Annotated in this window: 20 protein-coding genes, 1 tRNA gene and 1 pseudogene; 15 read left to right on the top strand and 7 right to left on the bottom strand. The window is 45.7% G+C overall.

Annotated features, from left to right (window positions below; genetic code table 11):
• Positions 1-4: 4 nt before the first annotated feature.
• Positions 5-517 (top strand): superoxide dismutase family protein, encoded by a 513-nt coding sequence (gene sodC / locus Q7A_RS12875; RefSeq protein ID WP_014708046.1) that lies wholly within the window; start codon positions 5-7, stop codon positions 515-517.
• Between the two features lie 26 nt (positions 518-543).
• Here sodC and Q7A_RS12870 read toward each other — a convergent pair whose 3' ends face one another.
• Together Q7A_RS12870 and Q7A_RS12865 are read right to left on the bottom strand one after the other, a co-directional pair.
• Positions 544-1884, bottom strand: a complete 1341-nt coding sequence (locus Q7A_RS12870) for a sensor histidine kinase (protein WP_014708045.1) — start codon at positions 1882-1884, stop codon at positions 544-546.
• Positions 1884-2570, bottom strand: a complete 687-nt coding sequence (locus Q7A_RS12865) for a response regulator transcription factor (protein ID WP_014708044.1) — start codon at positions 2568-2570, stop codon at positions 1884-1886. The genes Q7A_RS12870 and Q7A_RS12865 overlap by 1 nt, the downstream gene beginning before the upstream one ends.
• Positions 2571-2754: 184 nt before the next feature.
• Here Q7A_RS12865 and Q7A_RS12860 point away from each other — a divergent pair, with 184 nt between their 5' ends.
• On the top strand, positions 2755-3216 hold the full coding sequence (locus Q7A_RS12860; protein WP_014708043.1) for a Spy/CpxP family protein refolding chaperone: 462 nt from the start codon (positions 2755-2757) through the stop codon (positions 3214-3216).
• A 60-nt stretch (positions 3217-3276) separates the two neighbouring features.
• On the opposite strand, the gene aroE is transcribed toward Q7A_RS12860, so the two are convergent.
• Both aroE and hemB read right to left on the bottom strand, forming a co-directional pair.
• Positions 3277-4098: a shikimate dehydrogenase gene (aroE, locus tag Q7A_RS12855; protein WP_014708042.1), complete on the bottom strand. Its 822-nt coding sequence runs from the start codon at positions 4096-4098 to the stop codon at positions 3277-3279.
• A 2-nt stretch (positions 4099-4100) separates the two neighbouring features.
• A complete protein-coding gene (gene hemB / locus Q7A_RS12850) occupies positions 4101-5111 on the bottom strand; it encodes a porphobilinogen synthase (RefSeq protein ID WP_014708041.1) in 1011 nt (336 codons plus the stop codon).
• A gap of 164 nt (positions 5112-5275) precedes the next feature.
• On the opposite strand from hemB, the gene carA reads away from it, so the two are divergent.
• The 12 genes from carA (at position 5276) to Q7A_RS12790 (ending at position 18028) form a co-directional block, all read left to right on the top strand.
• The gene (gene carA / locus Q7A_RS12845) at positions 5276-6406 is read left to right on the top strand and encodes a glutamine-hydrolyzing carbamoyl-phosphate synthase small subunit (protein WP_014708040.1); all 1131 of its coding nucleotides are present in this window, start codon (positions 5276-5278) and stop codon (positions 6404-6406) included.
• Between the two features lie 6 nt (positions 6407-6412).
• Entirely contained in the window at positions 6413-9631 is a 3219-nt protein-coding gene (carB, locus tag Q7A_RS12840; RefSeq protein WP_014708039.1) for a carbamoyl-phosphate synthase large subunit, read from the top strand.
• Complete coding sequence (gene greA / locus Q7A_RS12835) at positions 9631-10107, top strand: transcription elongation factor GreA (RefSeq protein WP_014708038.1); 477 nt, start codon at positions 9631-9633, stop codon at positions 10105-10107. Before carB ends, greA begins: the two co-directional genes overlap by 1 nt.
• Before the next feature lie 3 nt (positions 10108-10110).
• The gene (locus tag Q7A_RS12830; protein ID WP_014708037.1) at positions 10111-10575 is read left to right on the top strand and encodes a DUF4149 domain-containing protein; all 465 of its coding nucleotides are present in this window, start codon (positions 10111-10113) and stop codon (positions 10573-10575) included.
• A 1-nt stretch (position 10576) separates the two neighbouring features.
• Positions 10577-11194, top strand: coding sequence for a 23S rRNA (uridine(2552)-2'-O)-methyltransferase RlmE (rlmE, locus tag Q7A_RS12825; protein ID WP_014708036.1), 618 nt, complete (start codon positions 10577-10579; stop codon positions 11192-11194).
• Positions 11195-11239: 45 nt separating this feature from the next.
• Positions 11240-13141 (top strand): ATP-dependent zinc metalloprotease FtsH, encoded by a 1902-nt coding sequence (gene ftsH, locus Q7A_RS12820; RefSeq protein ID WP_014708035.1) that lies wholly within the window; start codon positions 11240-11242, stop codon positions 13139-13141.
• Between the two features lie 13 nt (positions 13142-13154).
• A complete protein-coding gene (gene folP, locus Q7A_RS12815; RefSeq protein ID WP_014708034.1) occupies positions 13155-13994 on the top strand; it encodes a dihydropteroate synthase in 840 nt (279 codons plus the stop codon).
• Positions 13987-15336: a phosphoglucosamine mutase gene (gene glmM, locus Q7A_RS12810; RefSeq protein ID WP_014708033.1), complete on the top strand. Its 1350-nt coding sequence runs from the start codon at positions 13987-13989 to the stop codon at positions 15334-15336. The genes folP and glmM overlap by 8 nt, the downstream gene beginning before the upstream one ends.
• Before the next feature lie 103 nt (positions 15337-15439).
• Positions 15440-16219 (top strand): triose-phosphate isomerase, encoded by a 780-nt coding sequence (gene tpiA / locus Q7A_RS12805; protein ID WP_014708032.1) that lies wholly within the window; start codon positions 15440-15442, stop codon positions 16217-16219.
• Between the two features lie 8 nt (positions 16220-16227).
• Entirely contained in the window at positions 16228-16554 is a 327-nt protein-coding gene (secG, locus tag Q7A_RS12800) for a preprotein translocase subunit SecG (protein ID WP_014708031.1), read from the top strand.
• A 19-nt stretch (positions 16555-16573) separates the two neighbouring features.
• Positions 16574-16658: transfer RNA gene (locus Q7A_RS12795), tRNA-Leu, on the top strand.
• A gap of 164 nt (positions 16659-16822) precedes the next feature.
• A complete protein-coding gene (locus Q7A_RS12790) occupies positions 16823-18028 on the top strand; it encodes a tyrosine-type recombinase/integrase (RefSeq protein ID WP_014708030.1) in 1206 nt (401 codons plus the stop codon).
• Positions 18029-18293: 265 nt separating this feature from the next.
• On the opposite strand, the pseudogene Q7A_RS12785 reads toward Q7A_RS12790, so the two are convergent.
• The 3 genes and pseudogenes from Q7A_RS12785 to Q7A_RS12775 form a co-directional block, all read right to left on the bottom strand.
• A pseudogene (locus Q7A_RS12785) lies at positions 18294-18440 on the bottom strand (integrase core domain-containing protein); the annotation flags it as partial.
• Complete coding sequence (locus tag Q7A_RS12780) at positions 18428-18670, bottom strand: hypothetical protein (protein ID WP_041354702.1); 243 nt, start codon at positions 18668-18670, stop codon at positions 18428-18430. The gene Q7A_RS12780 and the pseudogene Q7A_RS12785, both read right to left, overlap by 13 nt.
• Positions 18671-19055: 385 nt before the next feature.
• Positions 19056-20426: a PAS domain S-box protein gene (locus tag Q7A_RS12775; RefSeq protein ID WP_089418546.1), complete on the bottom strand. Its 1371-nt coding sequence runs from the start codon at positions 20424-20426 to the stop codon at positions 19056-19058.
• 254 nt (positions 20427-20680) lie between these two features.
• On the opposite strand from Q7A_RS12775, the gene Q7A_RS12770 reads away from it, so the two are divergent.
• On the top strand, positions 20681-21121 hold the full coding sequence (locus tag Q7A_RS12770) for a cupin domain-containing protein (protein WP_014708027.1): 441 nt from the start codon (positions 20681-20683) through the stop codon (positions 21119-21121).
• The last annotated feature ends 40 nt before the right edge of the window (positions 21122-21161 follow it).

Genomic DNA, 21161 nt, shown 5'->3' with positions numbered 1-21161 from the left:
GATTATGAAACTATTGACGTGCATAATGATTGCGCTGACATCTTCGGTAGCATTTGCTGATACACAGATCGAGCTTTATGAAGTGGATAAACAGGGAACCGGCAAAAGTCTGGGAAGCGTAGCAGTACATCAATCAGCATTTGGTCTGGTTTTTACCCCAGATTTGAAATCGCTAACACCCGGTTTGCATGGCTTTCATGTGCATCAGAATCCAAGCTGTGATGCTGCTGAAAAAGACGGTGAAATGGTGCCTGCATTGGCCGCTGGCGGCCATTATGATCCCTACAATACCGGTAAGCACGACACCCCCTGGGGCAGTGGACATGCTGGTGACTTGCCACCATTGTATGTAGCCGATGATGGAACAGCAACTCATCCAGTGCTTGCACCACGCTTGACGCTTAAAGATTTACAAGGGCGTTCGTTAATGATTCATGCTGGTGGTGACAATCACTCTGATCACCCTAAACCCTTAGGTGGCGGTGGTGCCCGAGTCGCCTGCGGTGTAACCGATTAATCTCCGTCAACTATAGAAATTAGTAATCAGACCGGAAGCAGGATTGAAATATTAAGTCCGCCTTCCGGTCTGTTTGTTGCAATAATCTCACCGCCGTGAATTTCAATAGCACGATGGGCAATCGTCAGCCCCAGACCGATACCGTTCTGCTGGTGATTGTCACGACTACGAAAGAACGGTTGAAAAACCTGCTGTAAATCCTGTTCAGCAATTCCCGGCCCCTGATCTTCTATAGTGATTTGCCAATGACGGGATAATTTTTCAGTAGTTAGTTGAATCACCCCATTCTCAGGTGAATACTTAATCGCATTACGCAAAACATTTTCAATAGCACTATGAATAAGCTCAGGGCGGGCAAACACATTGATTTGATCAAAAGCATTGTGCGTTATCTGAATATGTTTATTCTGGGCTTCAAAACGAGCGTCCTCAATAATATCCAGCAGCATTTCTGTTAAATCGAAAAGTTGTCTGTCATCATTTTCAGTTGTCGGATTTTCCAGACGAGATAAATTTAGTAACTCACCGATAAGATGATCAATACGCTCGGACTCACGTTCAACCCGATCCAGCATTTTGGCGGTTTTATCCGGGCTTTGCTGTGCCAAACCAATCGCAGCCTGCATCCGTGCCAAAGGTGAACGTAACTCATGAGAAACGTCGTGGAGTAATCTTTTCTGTGCATTCAGCAACTGGCTTATGCGAACGGTCATATAATCGAAGTTTTGCCCCAGTTCAGCCAATTCATCACGACGTTTTCCCATTGCCGGACGGATTCGGGTATCCAGTTTGCCATCTGCAACATCATTAAAGGCTTTTTTCAGAATACGGATGGGCTTAGTAAACCACCAAGCCAGCAAGCCACTGAATAACAATCCCGAAATCAACCACATACCCAGTAGTAATAATAATGGTGGTTTGGGAGGTTTGGGCCGATCCAGCTTCTGACCGAGTTTTTCAGGGGAGGGGATAAATAACAGCAGGGCTCTGCCATCTTCCGAGATCACTTGTCGAACGGAGCGTATTCTTTGATTTTCAAATAATAATTGTCGCGTCGTTGCCAGCAACTGCGGATCAACATTCCGTTGCAGAATATCCTGATTATCCTGATTAACGGCAAAAAGCTTAATCTCATTGCGTTGTTGTTCAAGCAGATATTTTTTTAACGGCTCGATACCGGCATAACGCGCTATATCAGCGGCACTGTCGACAAGATCTGCCGCTTTCCAGCCCATTTGTACCGGAATTGTTTCGAAGGCCTGACGCTCTGCATTATGGCGTAACCACATACCACTGGCGACACCAATACTGGTCAGTAATAAGGCCAGCAAAAAAGCGAAAAAGAATTTCCAGAATAAACTTCGCATTATTTAATCAACTGATAACCTTTACCGCGGACTGTCTGGATATAAGAATGACCGTCCTGCTGTTGTCCCAGCTTATGCCGAATACTGCTCATATGCACATCAATACTGCGATCAAAGCGTGCCAGCGGACGACCCAGTGCTGCTTCTGATAATGCATTTTTACTGACGATCTGTCCGGCATTTCTTGCCAGCGATTCCAATAGGCTGAATTCGGTACTGGTCAGTTCCAGCGCAGTATCAAACCATATGGCTTTACGTTGTTGAGGCCAGAGTTGCAACGGACCGGTTTGTATAACTGTTTCATCCTGTTGCTGCTGTCGGGTGATTTCACTACGACGCAAAATGGCTTTAATGCGAGCAATCAGTTCGCGAGGGGTACAGGGCTTGGGTACATAGTCATCAGCGCCAGATTCCAGTCCCATGATGCGATCAACATCGTCACCCTTTGCGGTAAACATTAAAATGGGCACATGGCTTTGCTGACGGATAGCTTTTAGTACCTCAGTGCCACTCATATCAGGCAACATTACATCCAGAATGACAATATCGAACTCTCCCTGCAAGGCAAGCTGCAGGCCTTCTGTTGCTGTATCTGCAGTGCGAACCTGAAACTTCTCTTCCTCCAGATAGTCTTGAAATAGACCAGAAAGAATCACATCATCATCAATAATTAATACTTTGCTCACAGAGATGTCCTGTTATTTTGTAAAGTAATGATACGTCCCCAAATATTAATCAGCTAATTGTAAATCCGTGTTTTACCTGAATTTACATATCAAAACAGTCATTAACAGTTAATCCGTCAATACTGTCTGCAACCTGTCGATCGACAGTATTTCGTTAAAAAATAACCTTCTTAGGAGAACACCTATGCGTAGCAAATTAATGGCGCTCAGTTTGATTCCGGCTTTATTTTTAGCAGTACCTGCCATGGCCGATAAACATAAAAGTTGTGGTGAAGGAGAAAAATATGGCGAGATGAAGAAAAAACATAAAGATAATGATGGCATTCCACGCGTGTTGCAGGGCGTTGATTTAACCGAAGCGCAGAAATCAGAAATAAAAGAATTAGTTGAACCCCAGCAGACAGACAAAAGAAACGATATGAAGTCGCACTGGGAGTTGCACAAGCAATTAAACCAATTGGCTTTTAATGATCGTCTGGATCAAAACAAGCTAGAAGCCATAATCAATGAAGCCACAGAATCTCATGCCGACAGGTTAGCTAAAAAAGCTAAATTGAATAATGCGGTTTTCAATGTGCTAACAGCAGAACAAAAACAGCAGCTGCAGCAGAAAATGGCCGACTCTGAAAACCGTAACAAGCCTTGAATAAAATGACTTACCTCATCCTGACAATGAGTGCAGGATGAGGTTTTTTATGGGCGTTGATCAGGTTTTATTGTGAAGCAGTGATATTACTGAAGCTGTTTGCGGACGCACACCACGCCAGAGATAAAAGGCTTCTGCGGCCTGCTCAACCAGCATGCCCAGCCCATCAATGGTTTTTTCGGCTTTTTGGGCTTTAGCCCATTGAATAAATGCCGTATCAGTGTCGCTGTACATCATGTCATAACAACAGGCGCCACTTGCCAGTACCTTATCAGGCAAAGGAGGCACTTCGCCCTGTAAACTGGCTGCGGTGGCATTAATCACCACATCAAATTCACCGGCAATGTCATGAAATCCACCGCCATGAACATTGCCCAGATGGGCGAACAGCTCTGCTAGATGACTGGACTTGGATGCTGTTCGATTGGCAATAAATATTCCGAGCGGTTGGTATTCAAGTAAAGGCGCGATCACGCCACGTGAAGCGCCACCGGCTCCCAGTAATAAAATTCGTTTGCCAGCAAGCTCCACCTGATGATTGATTACTAAATCACGGCAAAGACCAATGCCATCAGTATTGTCTCCAAACAAGCTACCATCATTATTGAATACCACGGTATTAACTGCTCCAGCCAACTCGGCCCGGGCAGATTTTTGCTGGGTTATCTTCCAGACCTGCTCCTTGAATGGCACTGTTACATTGATGCCTTTTAGTTTAAGCACGTCGCGAAGCTGTTGAAGACTGTTCTGCAGCCCGTCCAACGGAACTTCAATCGCTGAATATTCAATATCCTCACCGGTTTGTCTGGCAAACTCGGCATGAATCAAAGGGGATTTACTATGATGTATCGGGTTACCGATTACGGCGTATTTATCTGTCATGTTCAGCGTTGTAATTTTTGGGCAATATCTTTGGCAAAGTAGGTGAGGATACCGTCGGCACCCGCACGCTTGAATGCCAGCAGGCTTTCCATAATCACTTCTTCACCTAGCCAGCCTTTTAACGTTGCTGCCTTGAGCATCGCATATTCACCACTGACCTGATAGACAAAGGTCGGTTTTTGAAACGTCTGTTTCACCCGATACAGCACATCCAGATAAGGCATGCCGGGTTTGACCATCACCATATCAGCACCTTCCTGAATATCCAAAGCGACTTCATGTAAGGCCTCATCAGAATTTGCTGGATCCATCTGATAACTGAATTTATTGCCACCGGCTAAATTCCCTGCACTGCCCACAGCATCACGAAATGGTCCATAAAAACTGGAGGCATATTTGGCGGAGTAAGCCATGATCCGGGTATGTATATGTCCGGCATTTTCCAGAGCATTGCGTATCGCGCCAATTCGTCCATCCATCATATCGGAGGGGGCAACTACATCGGCTCCAGCCTCAGCATGAGATATCGCCTGTTTGATCAGTACTTCGACTGTTTCATCATTAATAATATAAGCGTTGTCATCGATCAAGCCATCCTGGCCGTGGGTGGTAAAGGGATCCAGAGCAACATCAGTCATCACACCCAAATCGGGGAAGGCTTTTTTTAATGCTCTGACGGCCCGTTGCGCCAAACCATCGGGATTAAACGCTTCAGCAGCATCCAGCGATTTCTGTTCCAATGGGATCACTGGAAACAATGCCATCATCGGGATGCCCAATTTGTGGATAATTTCAGCTTCCTGAAGCAGCAAATCAATGCTCAGTCTCTCCACCCCAGGCATTGAAGTGACTTTTTCTCGTTGACTTTTGCCTTCGAGTACAAAGCAGGGATAAATCAGATCATCGACGGTTAGCTGGTGCTCTCGAACCAGTCGCCGGGAAAAGTCATCTTTGCGCAAACGACGGGGTCTTTGTTGTGGAAAAGCGGAAAAATTAAAATACTGTTGGGTCATAAGTTCTGCCAGGTAAATAAGCTGCGCTTCATACTACCGCTGGCAAGGTAACTTGTCATCGTTTTTAGCGTGGACGCATAGGCTGCAGATAGGCTAAAATTGCAAAGATTTTGTCTGGGGAGAACGTCGTCCCCTGTTCCTTTTTTATCTGGTGGAGGTTCCCCTTGCGTACAACTGCGCTACTTGCTCTTGAAGATGGCACGGTCTTTCACGGCGAATCAATCGGTGCTGTGGGCCAGTCAGTTGGTGAAGTGGTCTTCAACACCGCGATGACAGGTTATCAGGAAATTATTACCGACCCGTCGTATTGCCGCCAAATCGTCACTCTGACTTATCCGCATATCGGTAACGTTGGCGTTAACAAAGACGATGAAGAATCTGACCAGATTTATGCCAGTGGTTTAATCATTCGCGAACTTTCACCCGTCATGTCCAGCTGGCGTGGTGAAGAAGCTTTGGATAAATATCTTGAGCGCCAGAATGTTGTGGGACTGGCCGGTATTGATACCCGTCGTCTCACACGTTTGTTGCGCGAAAAAGGTGCGCAAAAAGGCTGCATCGTTGCTGGCGATAATATTGATGTTGATGCGGCAATTGCTGCGGCCAAAGCCTTTGCTGGTTTGAAAGGCATGGACTTGGCCAAAGAAGTTTCCACCAAACAGGCTTATGAGTGGACCGATGGTGTCTGGCACATCGACAACCAGTCCCGTAAAGCCGAGCCCCGTTTTCATGTGGTTGCCTATGATTATGGCATCAAGAAAAACATCATGCGTATGCTGACCGAACGTGGCTGTAAATTAACGGTAGTACCTGCTCAAATGCCAGCTGAAGAAGTCATGAAACTTAATCCTGATGGTATCTTTCTGGCCAATGGCCCGGGTGACCCGGAGCCTTGTGATTATGCAATCAAGGCGATTCAGTATTTCCTTGATAAAGAGATGCCAATTTTTGGTATCTGTCTGGGACATCAATTACTGGCATTGGCTTGTGGCGCCAAAACCGAAAAAATGAAATTCGGTCATCATGGGGCGAATCATCCGGTTCAGGAATTGCTGGCAGGGCTGGTGATGATTACCAGCCAAAATCATAGTTTTGCTGTAGATGAAGCCACCTTGCCAGACACGGTAGAAACCACCCATCGTTCTTTATTTGATGGCACATTGCAGGGCATACATCATAAAACCAAACCGGCTTTCAGCTTTCAGGGGCATCCTGAGGCAAGTCCCGGTCCGCAGGATGCTGCACCTCTATTCGATCACTTTATCGACCTACTCGAACAAGCGACAGGTAAATAACACACAATGGCTAAACGTACTGATATTCAAAGCATTCTGATTCTCGGTGCTGGTCCGATTGTTATCGGTCAGGCCTGCGAATTTGATTATTCTGGCGCACAGGCTTGTAAAGCTCTGCGGGAAGAAGGTTATCGCGTCATTCTGGTCAATTCCAACCCGGCCACCATCATGACTGACCCAAATATGGCCGATGCAACTTATATTGAGCCGGTTACCTGGGAAGCGGTCAGCAAGGTTATTGAAGTTGAGCGTCCCGATGCAATTCTGCCGACCATGGGTGGCCAAACCGCGTTGAACTGTGCGTTAGACCTGGAAAAACATGGCGTACTGGAAAAATATGGTGTCGAGATGATCGGTGCTGACAGTGAAGCCATCAATAAGGCCGAAGATCGCGATTTGTTCCGTGCGGCAATGCGCAAAATCGGTCTCGATATGCCGCAATCGGATATCGCTCACTCGCTGGAAGAAGCTCTGGAAGTTCAACAGAAATTTGGTTTCCCAGTGATTATCCGTCCGTCGTTTACCATGGGCGGTAGTGGTGGTGGTATCGCCTACAACCGTGAAGACTTTGTCGATATCTGCCAGCGCGGTTTGTATCTGAGCCCGACCTCCGAGTTGCTGATTGAAGAATCAATCATCGGCTGGAAAGAATATGAAATGGAAGTGGTGCGTGACAAAAAAGACAACGCCATCATTATCTGTTCCATTGAAAACTTTGATGCAATGGGTGTGCATACCGGTGATTCAATCACTGTTGCACCGGCTCAGACGTTGACCGACAAAGAATACCAAATCATGCGTAACGCCTCGCTGGCAGTTTTGCGTGAGATTGGTGTAGAAACCGGTGGTTCGAACGTGCAGTTTGCGGTGAACCCGGAAACTGGTCGTTTGATCATTATCGAAATGAACCCGCGGGTGTCACGCTCGTCTGCTTTGGCTTCTAAAGCAACCGGTTTCCCAATTGCCAAAGTCGCTGCCAAATTGGCGGTGGGTTATACACTGGATGAATTACAGAACGAAATTACCGGTAATGCCACACCGACGTCATTTGAACCGACAATCGATTATGTCGTTACCAAAATTCCCCGTTTTACCTTTGAAAAATTCCCGTTGGCGGATAATCGCCTGAGCACTCAGATGAAGTCTGTTGGTGAAGTGATGGCCATTGGTCGTAATTTCCAGGAATCTTTACAGAAAGCATTACGTGGACTGGAAACAGATCGGGATGGTTTTAACGAAATCCTGGATCTGAAAGCTGAAAATACCGCTGAAGTATTACGTCGTGAACTAAGTTTGCCGGGATCAGACCGACTTTGGTATGTCGGCGATGCTTTCCGTTATGGAATGAGCTTTGACGAAGTTCAGCAACTGACACATATTGATCCGTGGTTCCTGATTCAGATCCAGGAGCTGGTGGAAATTGAACATCAGCTTAAAGAGCGTTCTTTAAACGATATTGATGAAGCTGAAATGCGCGCATTGAAGCGCAAAGGTTTCGCTGATTCACGTCTGGCAAAACTGTTACACAAGACGGAAAAGCAATTCCGCAGCCATCGTCATGCATTGGGTGTACGTCCGGTGTATAAACGGGTTGATACCTGTGCAGCTGAATTTTCAACCTCAACTGCCTATATGTACTCAACCTATGATGAAGAATGTGAAGCCAACCCGACCGATCGTGACAAGATTATGATTTTAGGTGGTGGCCCCAACCGTATCGGTCAGGGTATTGAGTTTGATTACTGTTGTGTTCACGCCGCGTTGGCGTTACGCGAAGATGGTTACGAAACCATTATGGTTAACTGTAATCCTGAAACCGTTTCCACCGATTACGATACCTCCGACCGACTGTATTTTGAGTCACTGACGCTGGAAGATGTACTGGAAATTGTCGCGCTGGAAAAACCTAAAGGCGTGATCGTCCAGTTCGGTGGTCAGACACCATTGAAACTGGCGCGTGCACTAGAAGCTGCCGGTGTACCGATTATTGGTACTTCGCCGGATGCGATTGACCATGCAGAAGATCGTGAACGGTTCCAGCAAATGGTTGAGAAACTTGGTTTGCTGCAACCGCCTAATCGTTTAGCACATTCAGTTGATACCGCTGTGTCACTGGCTGCCGAAATCGGTTATCCATTAGTGGTGCGTCCATCTTATGTATTGGGTGGCCGTGCAATGGAAATCGTTTATAACGAAGAAGAGTTACAGCGTTATATGTTGACAGCAGTATCGGTTTCCAATGATTCACCGGTCTTGCTGGATCGTTTCCTGGATGACGCCATTGAAGTCGATGTGGATGCAATTTGTGACGGTAAGGAAGTCCTTATCGGCGGTATTATGGAACATATCGAACAGGCTGGTGTTCACTCAGGTGACTCGGCTTGTGCTTTACCACCTTACAGCCTTAGTCATGAAATTATGGATAAGTTACGGGTTCAGGTGAAACAGATGGCGCTTGAGCTGGGTGTGGTGGGATTGATGAATACCCAGTTTGCTATTCAGGGAGAACGTATTTTTATTTTAGAAGTGAACCCACGTGCTTCACGTACGGTGCCGTATGTATCCAAATCCATCGGTGTACCATTGGCCAAAGTTGCTGCACGCTGTATGGCCGGTATGAGCCTGGCAGAGCAGGGTGTTACCGAAGAAGTGATTCCATCTTATTTCTCGGTTAAAGAAGCTGTGTTCCCATTCATTAAGTTCCAGGGTGTGGATCCAATTCTTGGACCAGAAATGAAGTCTACCGGTGAAGTGATGGGTGTTGGTCGCACTTTCGGCGAGGCATTTGCCAAATCCCAGTTAGCAGCCTCTGTTAGTCTGCCGGTGGGTGGTAAAGCCTTTATTTCAGTGCGGGATGCCGACAAACAATCGGTTATCAAGATTGCCAAAGATTTGTTAGGCTTGGGATTCTCGTTGTTGGCCACCCGTGGCACACAACAAACGTTGATTGAAGCGGATGTGCCTTGTGAACGGGTGAAAAAAGTCGCCGAAGGTCAGCCGCATATTGTAGATATGATTAAAAACGATGAAATTGCTCTGATTGTAAATACAACTGAAGGTCGACAAGCCGTTGTGGATTCAAGAGAGATCCGCCGTGCAGCTTTACAACATCAGGTGAACTACACCACAACATTGGCCGCTGCTCGTGCCACCATTCTGGCCTTGCATTGCGAAGATAGTGTGTCGGTGAATCGTTTACAGTCATTGCATGGAGAATTAAATTAATGGCCGTTCCTATTACCGCCCGCGGTGCCCAAGCACTGAAAGATGAGTTACACGAACTGAAAACCGTCAGACGTCCAGCTATCGTTAATGCGATTTCTGAAGCGCGCGCCCATGGTGATTTAAAAGAAAATGCCGAATACCATGCCGCGCGCGAGCAGCAAAGCTTCACAGAAGGCCGTATTCAGGAACTTGAATCGACTTTGGCGGATTGCCAAGTGATTGATCCTACGTCTTTACCTAAAGATGGCCGCGTGGTATTTGGTGTAACGGTTGATTTGCTGAATATCGATACTGATGAAGAAAAGCAGTATCAGATCGTGGGCGATTATGAATCAGATATTAAATTGAACCGTATTTCCATTTCTTCACCCATTGCCCGTGCATTGATCGGCAAGGAAATTGACGATGTAGCAACTGTTCAGGCGCCGGGTGGTGCAATCGAATATGAAATTACCGGCATTCATTATCTGGACTAACTGTTGAATCGTTCTGAAACCATTGGCGAACGCTTATTACTGACACTGTGGGTAGGCGCTTTATGGTCAATTGGTTATCTCGCTGTACCATTGGCTTTTATCAGCCTTGAGGCATTGGTGGCCGCAGAATATGCGGCCAAACTGTTTTTTGCAGTGAATGTTATTGGCATAATCAGTGGTACGTTAATCCTTCTCGGCAAAATAATTATTCAGCGTGGTAGGGCAATGTATTCCTGGCGATTCTGGCTATTGATTGCCATGCTGTTAATTACTCTGATTTTTAGCATGTATGTCCAGCCGGAAATAGCCAATATAAAAACTGTCGATAACTGGCGTTTAGAGACCAATCTCGCCGAGCGCTTTGAATGGTTACATATGCTGAGTCAGAATTTGTATCTGATGTTGAGCATTGCCGGTTTATTGTTAGTACTGAGTACCGACAAGAGCCACGTGGCAGAGAAGAGCTGAAATGGCGCGCAGTAAATCCAGCACAAATTGGCTTAAAGAACATTTTGACGATCCTTATGTCAAAAAAGCACAGCAAAAGGGTTACCGTTCCAGAGCAACCTTCAAACTGGAAGAAATCGATCAGAAAGATAAATTAATTCGCAACGGCATGTCGGTGGTCGATCTTGGTTCGGCGCCTGGGGGATGGTCTGATTATGCTTTGCATCGGGTCGGTGACAAAGGTAAAGTTATTGCATTGGACATTTTGCCGATGACGCCTTTGACTGGAGTACATTTCATCGAAGGTGATTTTCGTGAGGATCATGTACTCGAACAACTGAATGAAGTATTGGCCGGACAATCAATAGACCTTGTATTATCGGATATGGCCCCCAATATGACAGGTGTAGGCGCAATCGATCAGCCGGGCAGTATGTATCTGGTAGAACTGGCATTGGATTTTGCTATTAATAACTTGAGTAAACAGGGTGATTTTCTGGTCAAAGTTTTTCAAGGTGAAGGATTTGATGAATTCTTGAAGTTCATGCGGGCACATTTTAATAAAGTGATAACCCGTAAACCAGATGCTTCACGCGCTCGCAGCCGTGAGGTATATCTACTCGGACGTGGACTGAAATGACAGTAAAAAGACTAACGTTACTAGGGGTAACAAACATTGAGTGACATGATGAAAAATATTGTTTTATGGGTCGTCATCGCGATGGTATTGATGTCGGTATTTAACAATTTCGGTCCGCAGCAAAGCAAGCAGAGCGAAATGGATTACTCGACCTTTATCAGCAGTGTGAAAAATGGCGGGGTCTCCAGTGTGGATATTCAGGGCCGGACGATCACCGGCGAATTATCGGATGGCAGTAACTTCACAACCTACAGCCCAGATTACGATCCAGGTTTGATTGGTGATTTGCTGGATAACGGCGTGGCTATCAAAGCTGAACCAGCAGAAAAAACCGGTCTGCTGATGCAGATATTTATCTCATGGTTCCCAATGTTGTTACTGATTGGTGTGTGGATTTTCTTCATGCGTCAGATGCAGGGTGGCGGTGGCAAAAATCCTATGTCATTCGGTAAAAGCAAAGCCCGTATGCTGAATGAAGATCAGGTTAAAGTGACTTTCAAAGATGTCGCTGGTGTCGAAGAAGCTAAAGAAGAAGTTCATGAGTTAGTAGACTTCCTGCGTGACCCAGGTAAATTCCAGAAGCTGGGTGGGCGCATTCCACGCGGTATTCTGATGGTAGGTTCGCCGGGTACTGGTAAAACCTTGTTGGCCAAAGCGATAGCCGGTGAAGCGAAAGTACCTTTCTTTACTATTTCAGGTTCTGATTTCGTGGAAATGTTTGTTGGTGTCGGTGCCTCACGGGTTCGTGACATGTTTGAACAAGCCAAAAAACATGCGCCATGTATTATCTTTATTGATGAGATTGATGCGGTCGGTCGTCACCGTGGTGCAGGTCTGGGCGGTGGTAATGACGAACGTGAGCAGACACTGAACCAGTTGCTGGTTGAGATGGATGGTTTTGAAGGTAATGAAGGTGTCATTATTATTGCCGCCACCAACCGTCCTGACGTACTTGATCCCGCTTTATTGCGTCCGGGTCGTTTCGACAGACAGGTTGTGGTGCCATTACCGGATATTCGTGGACGTGAGCAGATTCTGAAAGTTCATATGGGTAAAGTCCCCGCTGATGAAGATGTTAATCCAAGTGTTATTGCACGCGGAACTCCAGGCTTTTCAGGTGCTGATCTGGCCAACCTGGTGAACGAAGCAGCCTTATTTGCAGCGCGCACCAACAAACGTTTGGTTTCAATGAATGATTTGGAACTGGCAAAAGATAAAATCATGATGGGTGCCGAGCGGCGCTCCATGGTCATGAGTGATAAAGAGAAAGAGCTGACGGCTTACCATGAGGCTGGCCATGCGATTGTCGGTCGTAGTGTACCGGGCCATGATCCGGTCTATAAAGTCAGTATTATTCCGCGTGGTCGTGCACTTGGTGTCACCATGTTCTTGCCAACGGAAGACCGTTACAGCTATACCAAACAGCAACTGGAAAGTCAGATTTCCAGTCTTTACGGCGGTCGGTTGGCTGAGGAAATGATCTTTGGTTCTGAAGCGGTTACCACGGGTGCGTCGAATGATATTCAACGGGCAACCGAGCTGGCACATAATATGGTGACCAAATGGGGTTTGTCTGACAACATGGGACCATTGTCTTATGGTGAAGATGAAGGCGAAGTATTCCTTGGTCGTAGCGTGACACAACACAAAGCGGTATCCGATTTAACGGCTAAACAGATTGATGAAGATGTTCGCGCATTGATTACTCGTAACTATGATCGTGCCAAAAATATCCTCACCGAAAATCTTGATAAATTGCATACCATGGCAAAACTGTTGATTACGTATGAAACTATCGACAGTGATCAGATTGATGCCATTATGGAAGGTCGTGAACCAGGTGCACCTAAGGGCTGGGATGATAAATCATCGACTCCACCACCATCCGCTAAAGCAGATGAAAATGGCCCTGAACCTACAGGCAAGCCTGCTGATCAATTAAACTGAGAAAAGTTAAATCATGATGATGGATTTTGCGGACAAATCTCTGGATTTGTCCGCTCCGCACGTTATGGGCATCGTCAATGTAACGCCCGACTCCTTTTCGGATGGTGGGCGTTTTTTTTCGGCTGATAAAGCCCTCGAACAAGCTCGAAAACTGGTTGCTGATGGTGCTACTATTATTGATATTGGTGGCGAATCGACTCGTCCCGGTTCTGATCCTGTAGGCGTTGAAGAAGAAATTCGCCGTGTTGTTCCATCAATCGAAGCAATTCGTTCTGAACTTGATGTAGTTATCTCAATTGATACCATGAAGGCTGAGGTCATGCGTGCTGCAGTCACTGCTGGAGCGAGCCTGATAAACGATGTAAATGCATTGCGTGGTGATGGGGCATTACAGACAGCTGCAGAACTGGGCGTGCCGGTTTGCCTGATGCATATGCAGGGCTCACCTCAAACCATGCAACAACAGCCCCAATATGCCGATGTGGTCAGTGAAGTAACTGAATTTCTGTCTGAGCGGGTCGCTGCCTGTGAAGCAGCGGGAATCTCGCGATCAAAGATTATTCTGGACCCGGGATTTGGCTTTGGTAAAAATGCCCGTCATAATCTACGATTAATGAAACATTTATCGGTGATAACGGAATCGGATCTGCCTGTTCTGGTCGGGGTTTCACGAAAATCCATTATCGGTGCGATGTTAAATGTATCTGTTGAAGAAAGATTGGCGGGAAGCCTGGCTCTGGCATCGATAGCGATCTGGCAAGGCGCAAAAATCATACGCAGTCATGATGTACGGGAAACCGTACAGGCAGTTCGATTGTGTGAACATGTAATGCAGGTTAACGATTTTGACTGAACAAAAACGACGTTATTTTGGTACTGATGGCATCAGAGGAAGAGTAGGCGATGGCGCCATTACACCTGACTTTGTATTAAAACTCGGTTGGGCGATTGGACGTGTGCTGGCGAAGGAACGTAACAGCAAGGTTTTGATCGGTAAAGATACCCGAATATCCGGTTATATGTTTGAATCCGCATTACAGGCAGGCCTTTCAGCCGCTGGTGTAGATGTTTATTTAATGGGGCCGATGCCAACCCCCGCAGTAGCTTATCTAACCAGAACATTTCATGCCCAGGCAGGCATTGTAATCAGTGCCTCGCATAATCCCTATCACGATAATGGCATTAAATTCTTCTCTGATAAGGGAACCAAGTTACCCGATGCTGTTGAGCTGGCAATTGAAGCTATGCTGGACCAGCCAATTAAAACGGTTGATTCTGCCTATTTAGGCAAGGCCCATCGTATTGCTGATGCTGCAGGACGTTATATTGAATTTTGTAAAAGCACAATTTCTACTGGCGTAGATTTATCCAATCTGAAAATTGTGGTGGATTGCGCTCATGGCGCCACTTATCACATTGCACCAAATGTATTCCGTGAGCTGGGTGCCGAAGTCATTTTGATGGGGGCCGAGCCGGATGGTCTGAATATCAATCAGAATTGTGGCTCGACTGAACCGCGATTACTCCAAGCCAGCGTGCTCGAGCATAAAGCTGATTTGGGCATTGCCCTGGATGGCGATGGGGATCGGCTTATCATGGTGGATCATCAGGGCGAGCTTGTGGACGGGGATGATATTCTGTTCATCATAGCTCGTGGTAGACAACGTGCTGGCTTGGATCGAGGTCATGTTGTCGGTACACAGATGTCGAATCTGGGATTGCAGCATGCATTGGAAAAACACGATATTATTCTGCACCGGGCAAATGTCGGTGATCGTTATGTGATGGAGAAGCTGCAACAGGTTGACGGACTGATAGGAGGTGAGGCATCAGGTCATATCATCTGCCTGGATAAAACCAGTACAGGGGATGGCATTGTCGCCGCATTGCAGGTATTGGCTGAAATTCAGCAAACAGGTAGCAGTCTGCATGAATTGTGCTCTGCTATCATAAAATATCCACAACGACTTATTAATGTACGTATTAATAAACTGGTTAATTTACGAGACTATCCAGAAATTCAGACAGCAGTAGAAGCTGTGGAAAATACACTTGGTCAGGAAGGGCGAGTGCTGCTGAGAGCTTCCGGAACAGAGCCTGTTATAAGGGTTATGGTTGAGGGGCACGATGCAACCCGCACTAACCATCTAGCCAAGTCTCTGGCTGAACAAATTGAGACAATATTACAGCGTTAATCCGGTAGTTTTATTATAGTAACAGCGTAAACGGTAATGACATTGCTTTATCTACTGTCTGTCGGTAACCTTTATGATTCATTTTTATTAAGAGTAGGTATCTGTGCGCAAACCGCTGGTCGCTGGTAACTGGAAAATGAACGGCTCTAGCGCAAGTAACAAATTGTTGCTTGATGCGATACTGGCGCAAAGAGACTCGTTTGCGTCAGTGGATGTCGCTCTATTTCCTCCCGCACTTTATATACAACAGGTTCAGTCTGCTTTAACGGGAACAGGAATGCATTGGGGCACTCAGAATGTATCGCAATTTGACTCCGGTGCCTATACAGGTGAAATATCAGCGGCCATGTTGCGTGATTTCAGTTGTCAGTATGTTTTGATCGGGCATTCAGAGCGACGTTGTTTGTACGCGGAATTAAACCTGGATCAGGTCTTTCTGGATCACATCATCGCTGAAAAATATGAAATGTCTGTCAAACATGGCATTACACCTATTATCTGTATCGGTGAAAGTCCAGAAGAACATTCCATGGGGCGTACCGAAGAGATGGTAGCACGACTTATGGACATCGTTATTGCGCAACAGGGTGTCGAAATGTTGTCAAAAGTTGTATTAGCATATGAACCGGTTTGGGCAATCGGTACAGGAAAAACCGCCAGCCCGGAATGGGCGCAGGATGTGCATTCTTTTATGCGTCAGCGGGTGGCAAAACATGATGCAAATATTGCTGCATCACTCAGAATACTTTACGGCGGCAGCGTAAAAGGTAATAATGCTGCCCCATTATTTGCCAAGCCAGATATTGATGGTGGATTAATCGGTGGAGGTTCTCGTGATGCCGATGAGTTTGTCCAAATCTGTCAGGCTGCAGTTCAAAATTAGGAAATTAAATGGATGCGTTGATTCTGGTGGTTCACATTGTGATCTCACTATTGTTAGTAGGTTTGATTTTAATCCAACACGGTAAAGGGGCTGATGCCGGTGCTGCTTTTGGTGGTGGCGGTGGTGGTGGAGCTTCTGCCAGTTTATTCGGCAGTCAGGGCTCAGCATCTTTTCTGAGTCGTAGTAGTGCAATTCTGGCCACGGTATTTTTTATTACCAGTCTGACATTAGCTTATCTTGCAGGGAATGCTGACAGGGTGCAAAGTGTCACTGACTCAGTTGTCATTGAGCAGCCCGCTGAAGAAACTCCTGCAGATCTGCCAGAATTTCCGTAAAATATGCCTCAATCAAATTGCCGTCGTGGTGAAATTGGTAGACACGCTATCTTGAGGGGGTAGTGCCTTAGGGTGTGCCGGTTCGACTCCGGCCGACGGCACCAATTAGACATTTCATAATGTCGCAAGTAGTACCTAAAAGCCCGTTTTATAACGGGTTTTTTTGTGTCTGTCATATCATAACGTCCCATCACATCCCTTGACATGTACCATTTATTGGTGCCAACTATGGTGCCATCAGACTTAAGTGTAAAGGAGTTGGCACCACATGCTGACCGATGTGAAGATAAAAGCACTAAAACCAAAGGATAAGCTTTACGCCGTATCGGATGAAAAGGGCTTGTACATAGAGGTGTCTACTACCGGCGGAAAATGGTGGCGATTCAAATTCCGTTTTGATGGAAAGCAAAAAAGATTATCTGTTGGCACCTATCCTGATGTTGGTCTTAAGCAGGCAAGAGAGCAACGGGATGAATTAAGAAAGCAGATTGCCAATGGTGTCGATCCTTCCGATATTCGCAAGGCTGAAAAGCAGTTAAATGCTGGTCAGTTAAGCTTTGAGTTTGTTGCCCGTGAATGGCATCAAAAATTTCGGCATCGTTGGTCAGAAAAATACGCGCTCAATACGATCAGCCGTCTTGAAAGAGAAGTGTTTCCCTTCATTGGCTCAAAAAATATTAACGATATTAAAGCACCAGAATTGTTGGCGGTGCTGAGAAGAATGGAAAGCCGAGGTATTTTAGAAACAGCCCACAGAGTTCATCAGAAATGTGGACAGATTTTCCGTTATGCCGTTGCAACTGGCAGAGCAGAGCGCGATCCCTCCACTGACTTGAAAGGTGCATTACCGCCTGTAAAGGTCAAGCATCATGCGTCAATAATTGAACCAAAGCAGATCGGCGGACTTTTAAGGGCCATAAATGGCTATTCAGGCTCTTTTGTGACTCTTTGTGCGCTACGACTAGCCCCGCTAGTTTTTGTACGTCCAGGTGAATTAAGACATGCCGAATGGACTGAGTTTGATTTAGAAAAAGCCGAATGGCGTATACCTGCCGAAAAAATGAAAATGGCCTCAGTTCATATCGTCCCGCTATCTAAACAAGCAATCGCCGTTATCGAAACATTAAAGCCCCTCACAGGCTCAGGAAAGTATCTTTTCCCCTCAATACGCACCATCACAAGACCAATGAGCGAAAACACCGTAAACGGCGCTCTAAGACGGCTTGGTTATACGGGTGATGAAATGGTGGGGCATGGCTTCCGAAGTATGGCCTCTACCATTTTGAACGAGCAAGGCTGGAACCGTGATGCAATCGAAAGGCAACTAGCCCACAGTGAGCGTGATGGGGTTAGGGCAGCTTATAACTATGCTGAGTATTTGTCCGAACGTAAAAGGATGATGCAATCGTGGGCAAATTATCTAGATGGACTAACGGCTGGAGCAGCGGTACTACCATTTATTCAAGCTGGATAAAGCCAATAATATTTACCTCCGAAAGGTGCCTTCAAATCGTAAATAAGGTTCCGACATCATTAAACCTGCCTGAAACCCCTATATTTAATGGATATGCCAGTATGGCTAATGCTCAGAAATCCTGAGCATTTGTGATGATGGTTTCGAAACTGAATTCGTATATTTTACCGTTTATTTTCATGTCGTGCGCCATAGCGTCATAGTCGATGTAGCTCGTGACCTTTCCCTTGAATTAGTACCAATCCTTAGATGATATTTGGTTACTTTATGCGGCATGTTTTGCGTATTCAACTGGTGGCATGTAATTCAATGAGCTATGCGGTCGGATGTGGTTGTAATGCTCCCGCCACAAGTCAATTTCATATTTGGCTTCGTCCAGTGTTCTAAACCAGTGTTGATTCAAACATTCATTCCAGCATCGGAGTTGTCATCAAGGTCTGCAAGTGAATCGAACCAAAATTCAAGATTGCTTTGACAGATGACGGCTTCACTGAAGAGTTTTGGGTTGTCGCCGTCAATGAATTGGATTTCATATTCTTCGACAGGTAAACGTTTAGTATATTTTTCGTTATATTCAGCGATTGTACTAAAGTAAAAGGCTGCTGCTGAAGTGTCATAAGAGACTGCGCATATAGTTATCATTTTTGAGAATCTCCTGATTAGTTAAACGTGCTACAGGAGAAGCCAATGAGATAGCTTAGTATGGTCAATGGCATGCAGTGCTTCGTACTACCGTTGACCAAACAATTTCATTGGTTAATGTTGCTTTTAGTTTTACTTTCTGTGGATTGAAAAAATCTAGACTTGCCAGATTCATTTTCCTGAATTTTTATCGGTGGCCTTAGGTCTACCATCTTTTATTCTACAACTTAATCTACATCAATCTTAAATCGGATGAGCTTCTACGGAATTTCCTTTCAGCACTTCAACAACTATTGCCTTGTAGAACGTAACAGATACAAAAAATACTAGAGGCGTTCTCAGCTACTATCTCTAGTATGCTCAGATTCAAAGCACTTATTTATTATCAGCATTCAAGAAAAAAAATCAGGGTCATTGGTTTTATATTCTGACGTTCATCATGGAGCACAAAAATGGGGGGTTGATGCCACGTGCCAGCTAAGATCGCATTATCAATACGAAAACTGCTGAGCGTCTGCCTTGGCGCATTAGCCAACTGATGCATTATTTTTTCAGCGATAACGGTATCAAGCAAATCAGTCAGTTGTTTTGATTTGGCAGTAGTTTTTAATGATTGTTTGAGTTTTTCACTGACTTTTTTAATTTGCAGATTGTCATCAAGTTGTATGACCGCAAATTCATTCTGATCAAACACCGCTTGCCATTGCTCCAGTGCAGTCATCAATGTGCGCTCAGTGTTTTTTAGATCGGTAATGTCCTGATTAACTTCAATCGCGCCGATAATTTCTCCCGCCGCATTTTTAAGCGGGGTAGCGTGCATAATAATTGTGCGCTGGTGCCCATCAAAAGTTTCGATATTAACGACTTCCGGTTCACTGGTTTCACCATGTTTAACGGCGCGGGCCAATGTCCAGCCTTCAGCGCCCAATTCTTTGCCGTTTTTTTCCCACCAACCTTTGTACACACCATAATGTTCTAGGCCAACATATTTGGCGCCGCCCCAGATCCGTTTTACTTCTGGATTGGCCAGACAGATTTTGCCGGTTTCATCAGCTACCCAAAGGCCGACTGGAATAATGTCGATAATTCTTTTTTGAATATATTCACTTTGTGCCAGCGCCATTTCGACCTGTTTACGATCGGTAATGTCGCTGCTGACACCAATGACTTTGATCGGCCGGTTTGCTGCATCATAAATAAGCTCAGCACGAGATGAGAACCATTTTGTCTGCCCGGTATCATCAATGACTTCGAAATCCCAGTCATGCGGCTGGCCGCTGCCAAAAGTGGTTACTAATTCTTCCAGTGGCAGTTGTGTGAAAGGCATCATGCAATTCGGTAAATGATCTGCTGTGACGCCAAAAAGCTGTGTGGCGTTTTCTGAGCAGGTCACGGTACCGGTGAGCACATTCCATTCCCAATTAATTATTTGAGCCATTTCCAGGGCCGCTTTCATCCGGGCTTCGTTTTCGAGGATCTGATTCAGATATTCGCGGCGAAGATCTTTCATCGGGCCATTATCAGGCGCATCCGATTGCAGGCTCTCGATGGCTTCATCACCATATCTGAGCCAAACCCAGTTTATTTCCAGAAAATCAGCCAAAGAACGCAGGTTTTCATACTCAATCTCGCCACCTTTGGTCCATCTGTTGACGGACGGAATAGAGGTGCCAATCGCTTTGGCAACCTGTGCCTGGGTCAACGATTTTTGTTTGAGCAATACCTTCAGGCGTTCGCCAAATCCGTTTTTTTTCATCGCTTTGCAAAAACTCCTGTGGCCATTTCCAGTGATCAGCTAACTGCCGCAAAGCATGTTAGCACGAACATTTCAGGTCTTTATTATAGCGAGTAAATTACTTAATGAGTAATAAATTACTTGACAGGTAATATTTGACGGGAATATAACTAAAAACGCATGCAGGACTTTTTTCCTGAACGTGACAGAGCAGAAGCTATGAAATCTGCTAAATCATTGAATGCATTTAGTTAAATATTTTTGGAGATACAGAAATGAATATCAGATTACCGATGATTGGTGCTGCCGCTATAGGTTTAACAGTTAGTGCAATGGCCCTGGCACATGGTGTGGTTGAGCATGATGGGGTCAGTAAAAACCTGAAGTTTTTCCCCGATGCCCAGCAAATGGAGCTTTCTTCAATGGAAGAGCCGGGCGTTGCAGCGTTTTTTGAAGATATTGTCGGTTCCGGTCATCCGCAGTCACCGATTTCATGCGGTTTGTTCAGAATCGAAGCGGGCAATCCTCTGGTTTATACCTACGATTACGATGACATCAAAGTCATGCTTGAAGGCAATATTACTTTTTCCGATGGCAAACAAGAAGTATCAGCCAAGCCGGGTGATGTTTTGTTCTTCCCGAATGGTTCAACCATCACTTTTTCGACTGATAGCTCAGGGCTGGCATTCGCTTGTGGCCAGCGAACAGTGTTCTAGTCCAACAACCATTTGCCGGGATGTTTGAGTAATAAAACAG

It is taken from the genome of Methylophaga nitratireducenticrescens, assembly GCF_000260985.4.
Lineage (GTDB): Bacteria > Pseudomonadota > Gammaproteobacteria > Nitrosococcales > Methylophagaceae > Methylophaga > Methylophaga nitratireducenticrescens.
Note: the sequence above shows the minus strand (reverse complement) of the source record. Positions and strands in the feature narration are given on the sequence as shown.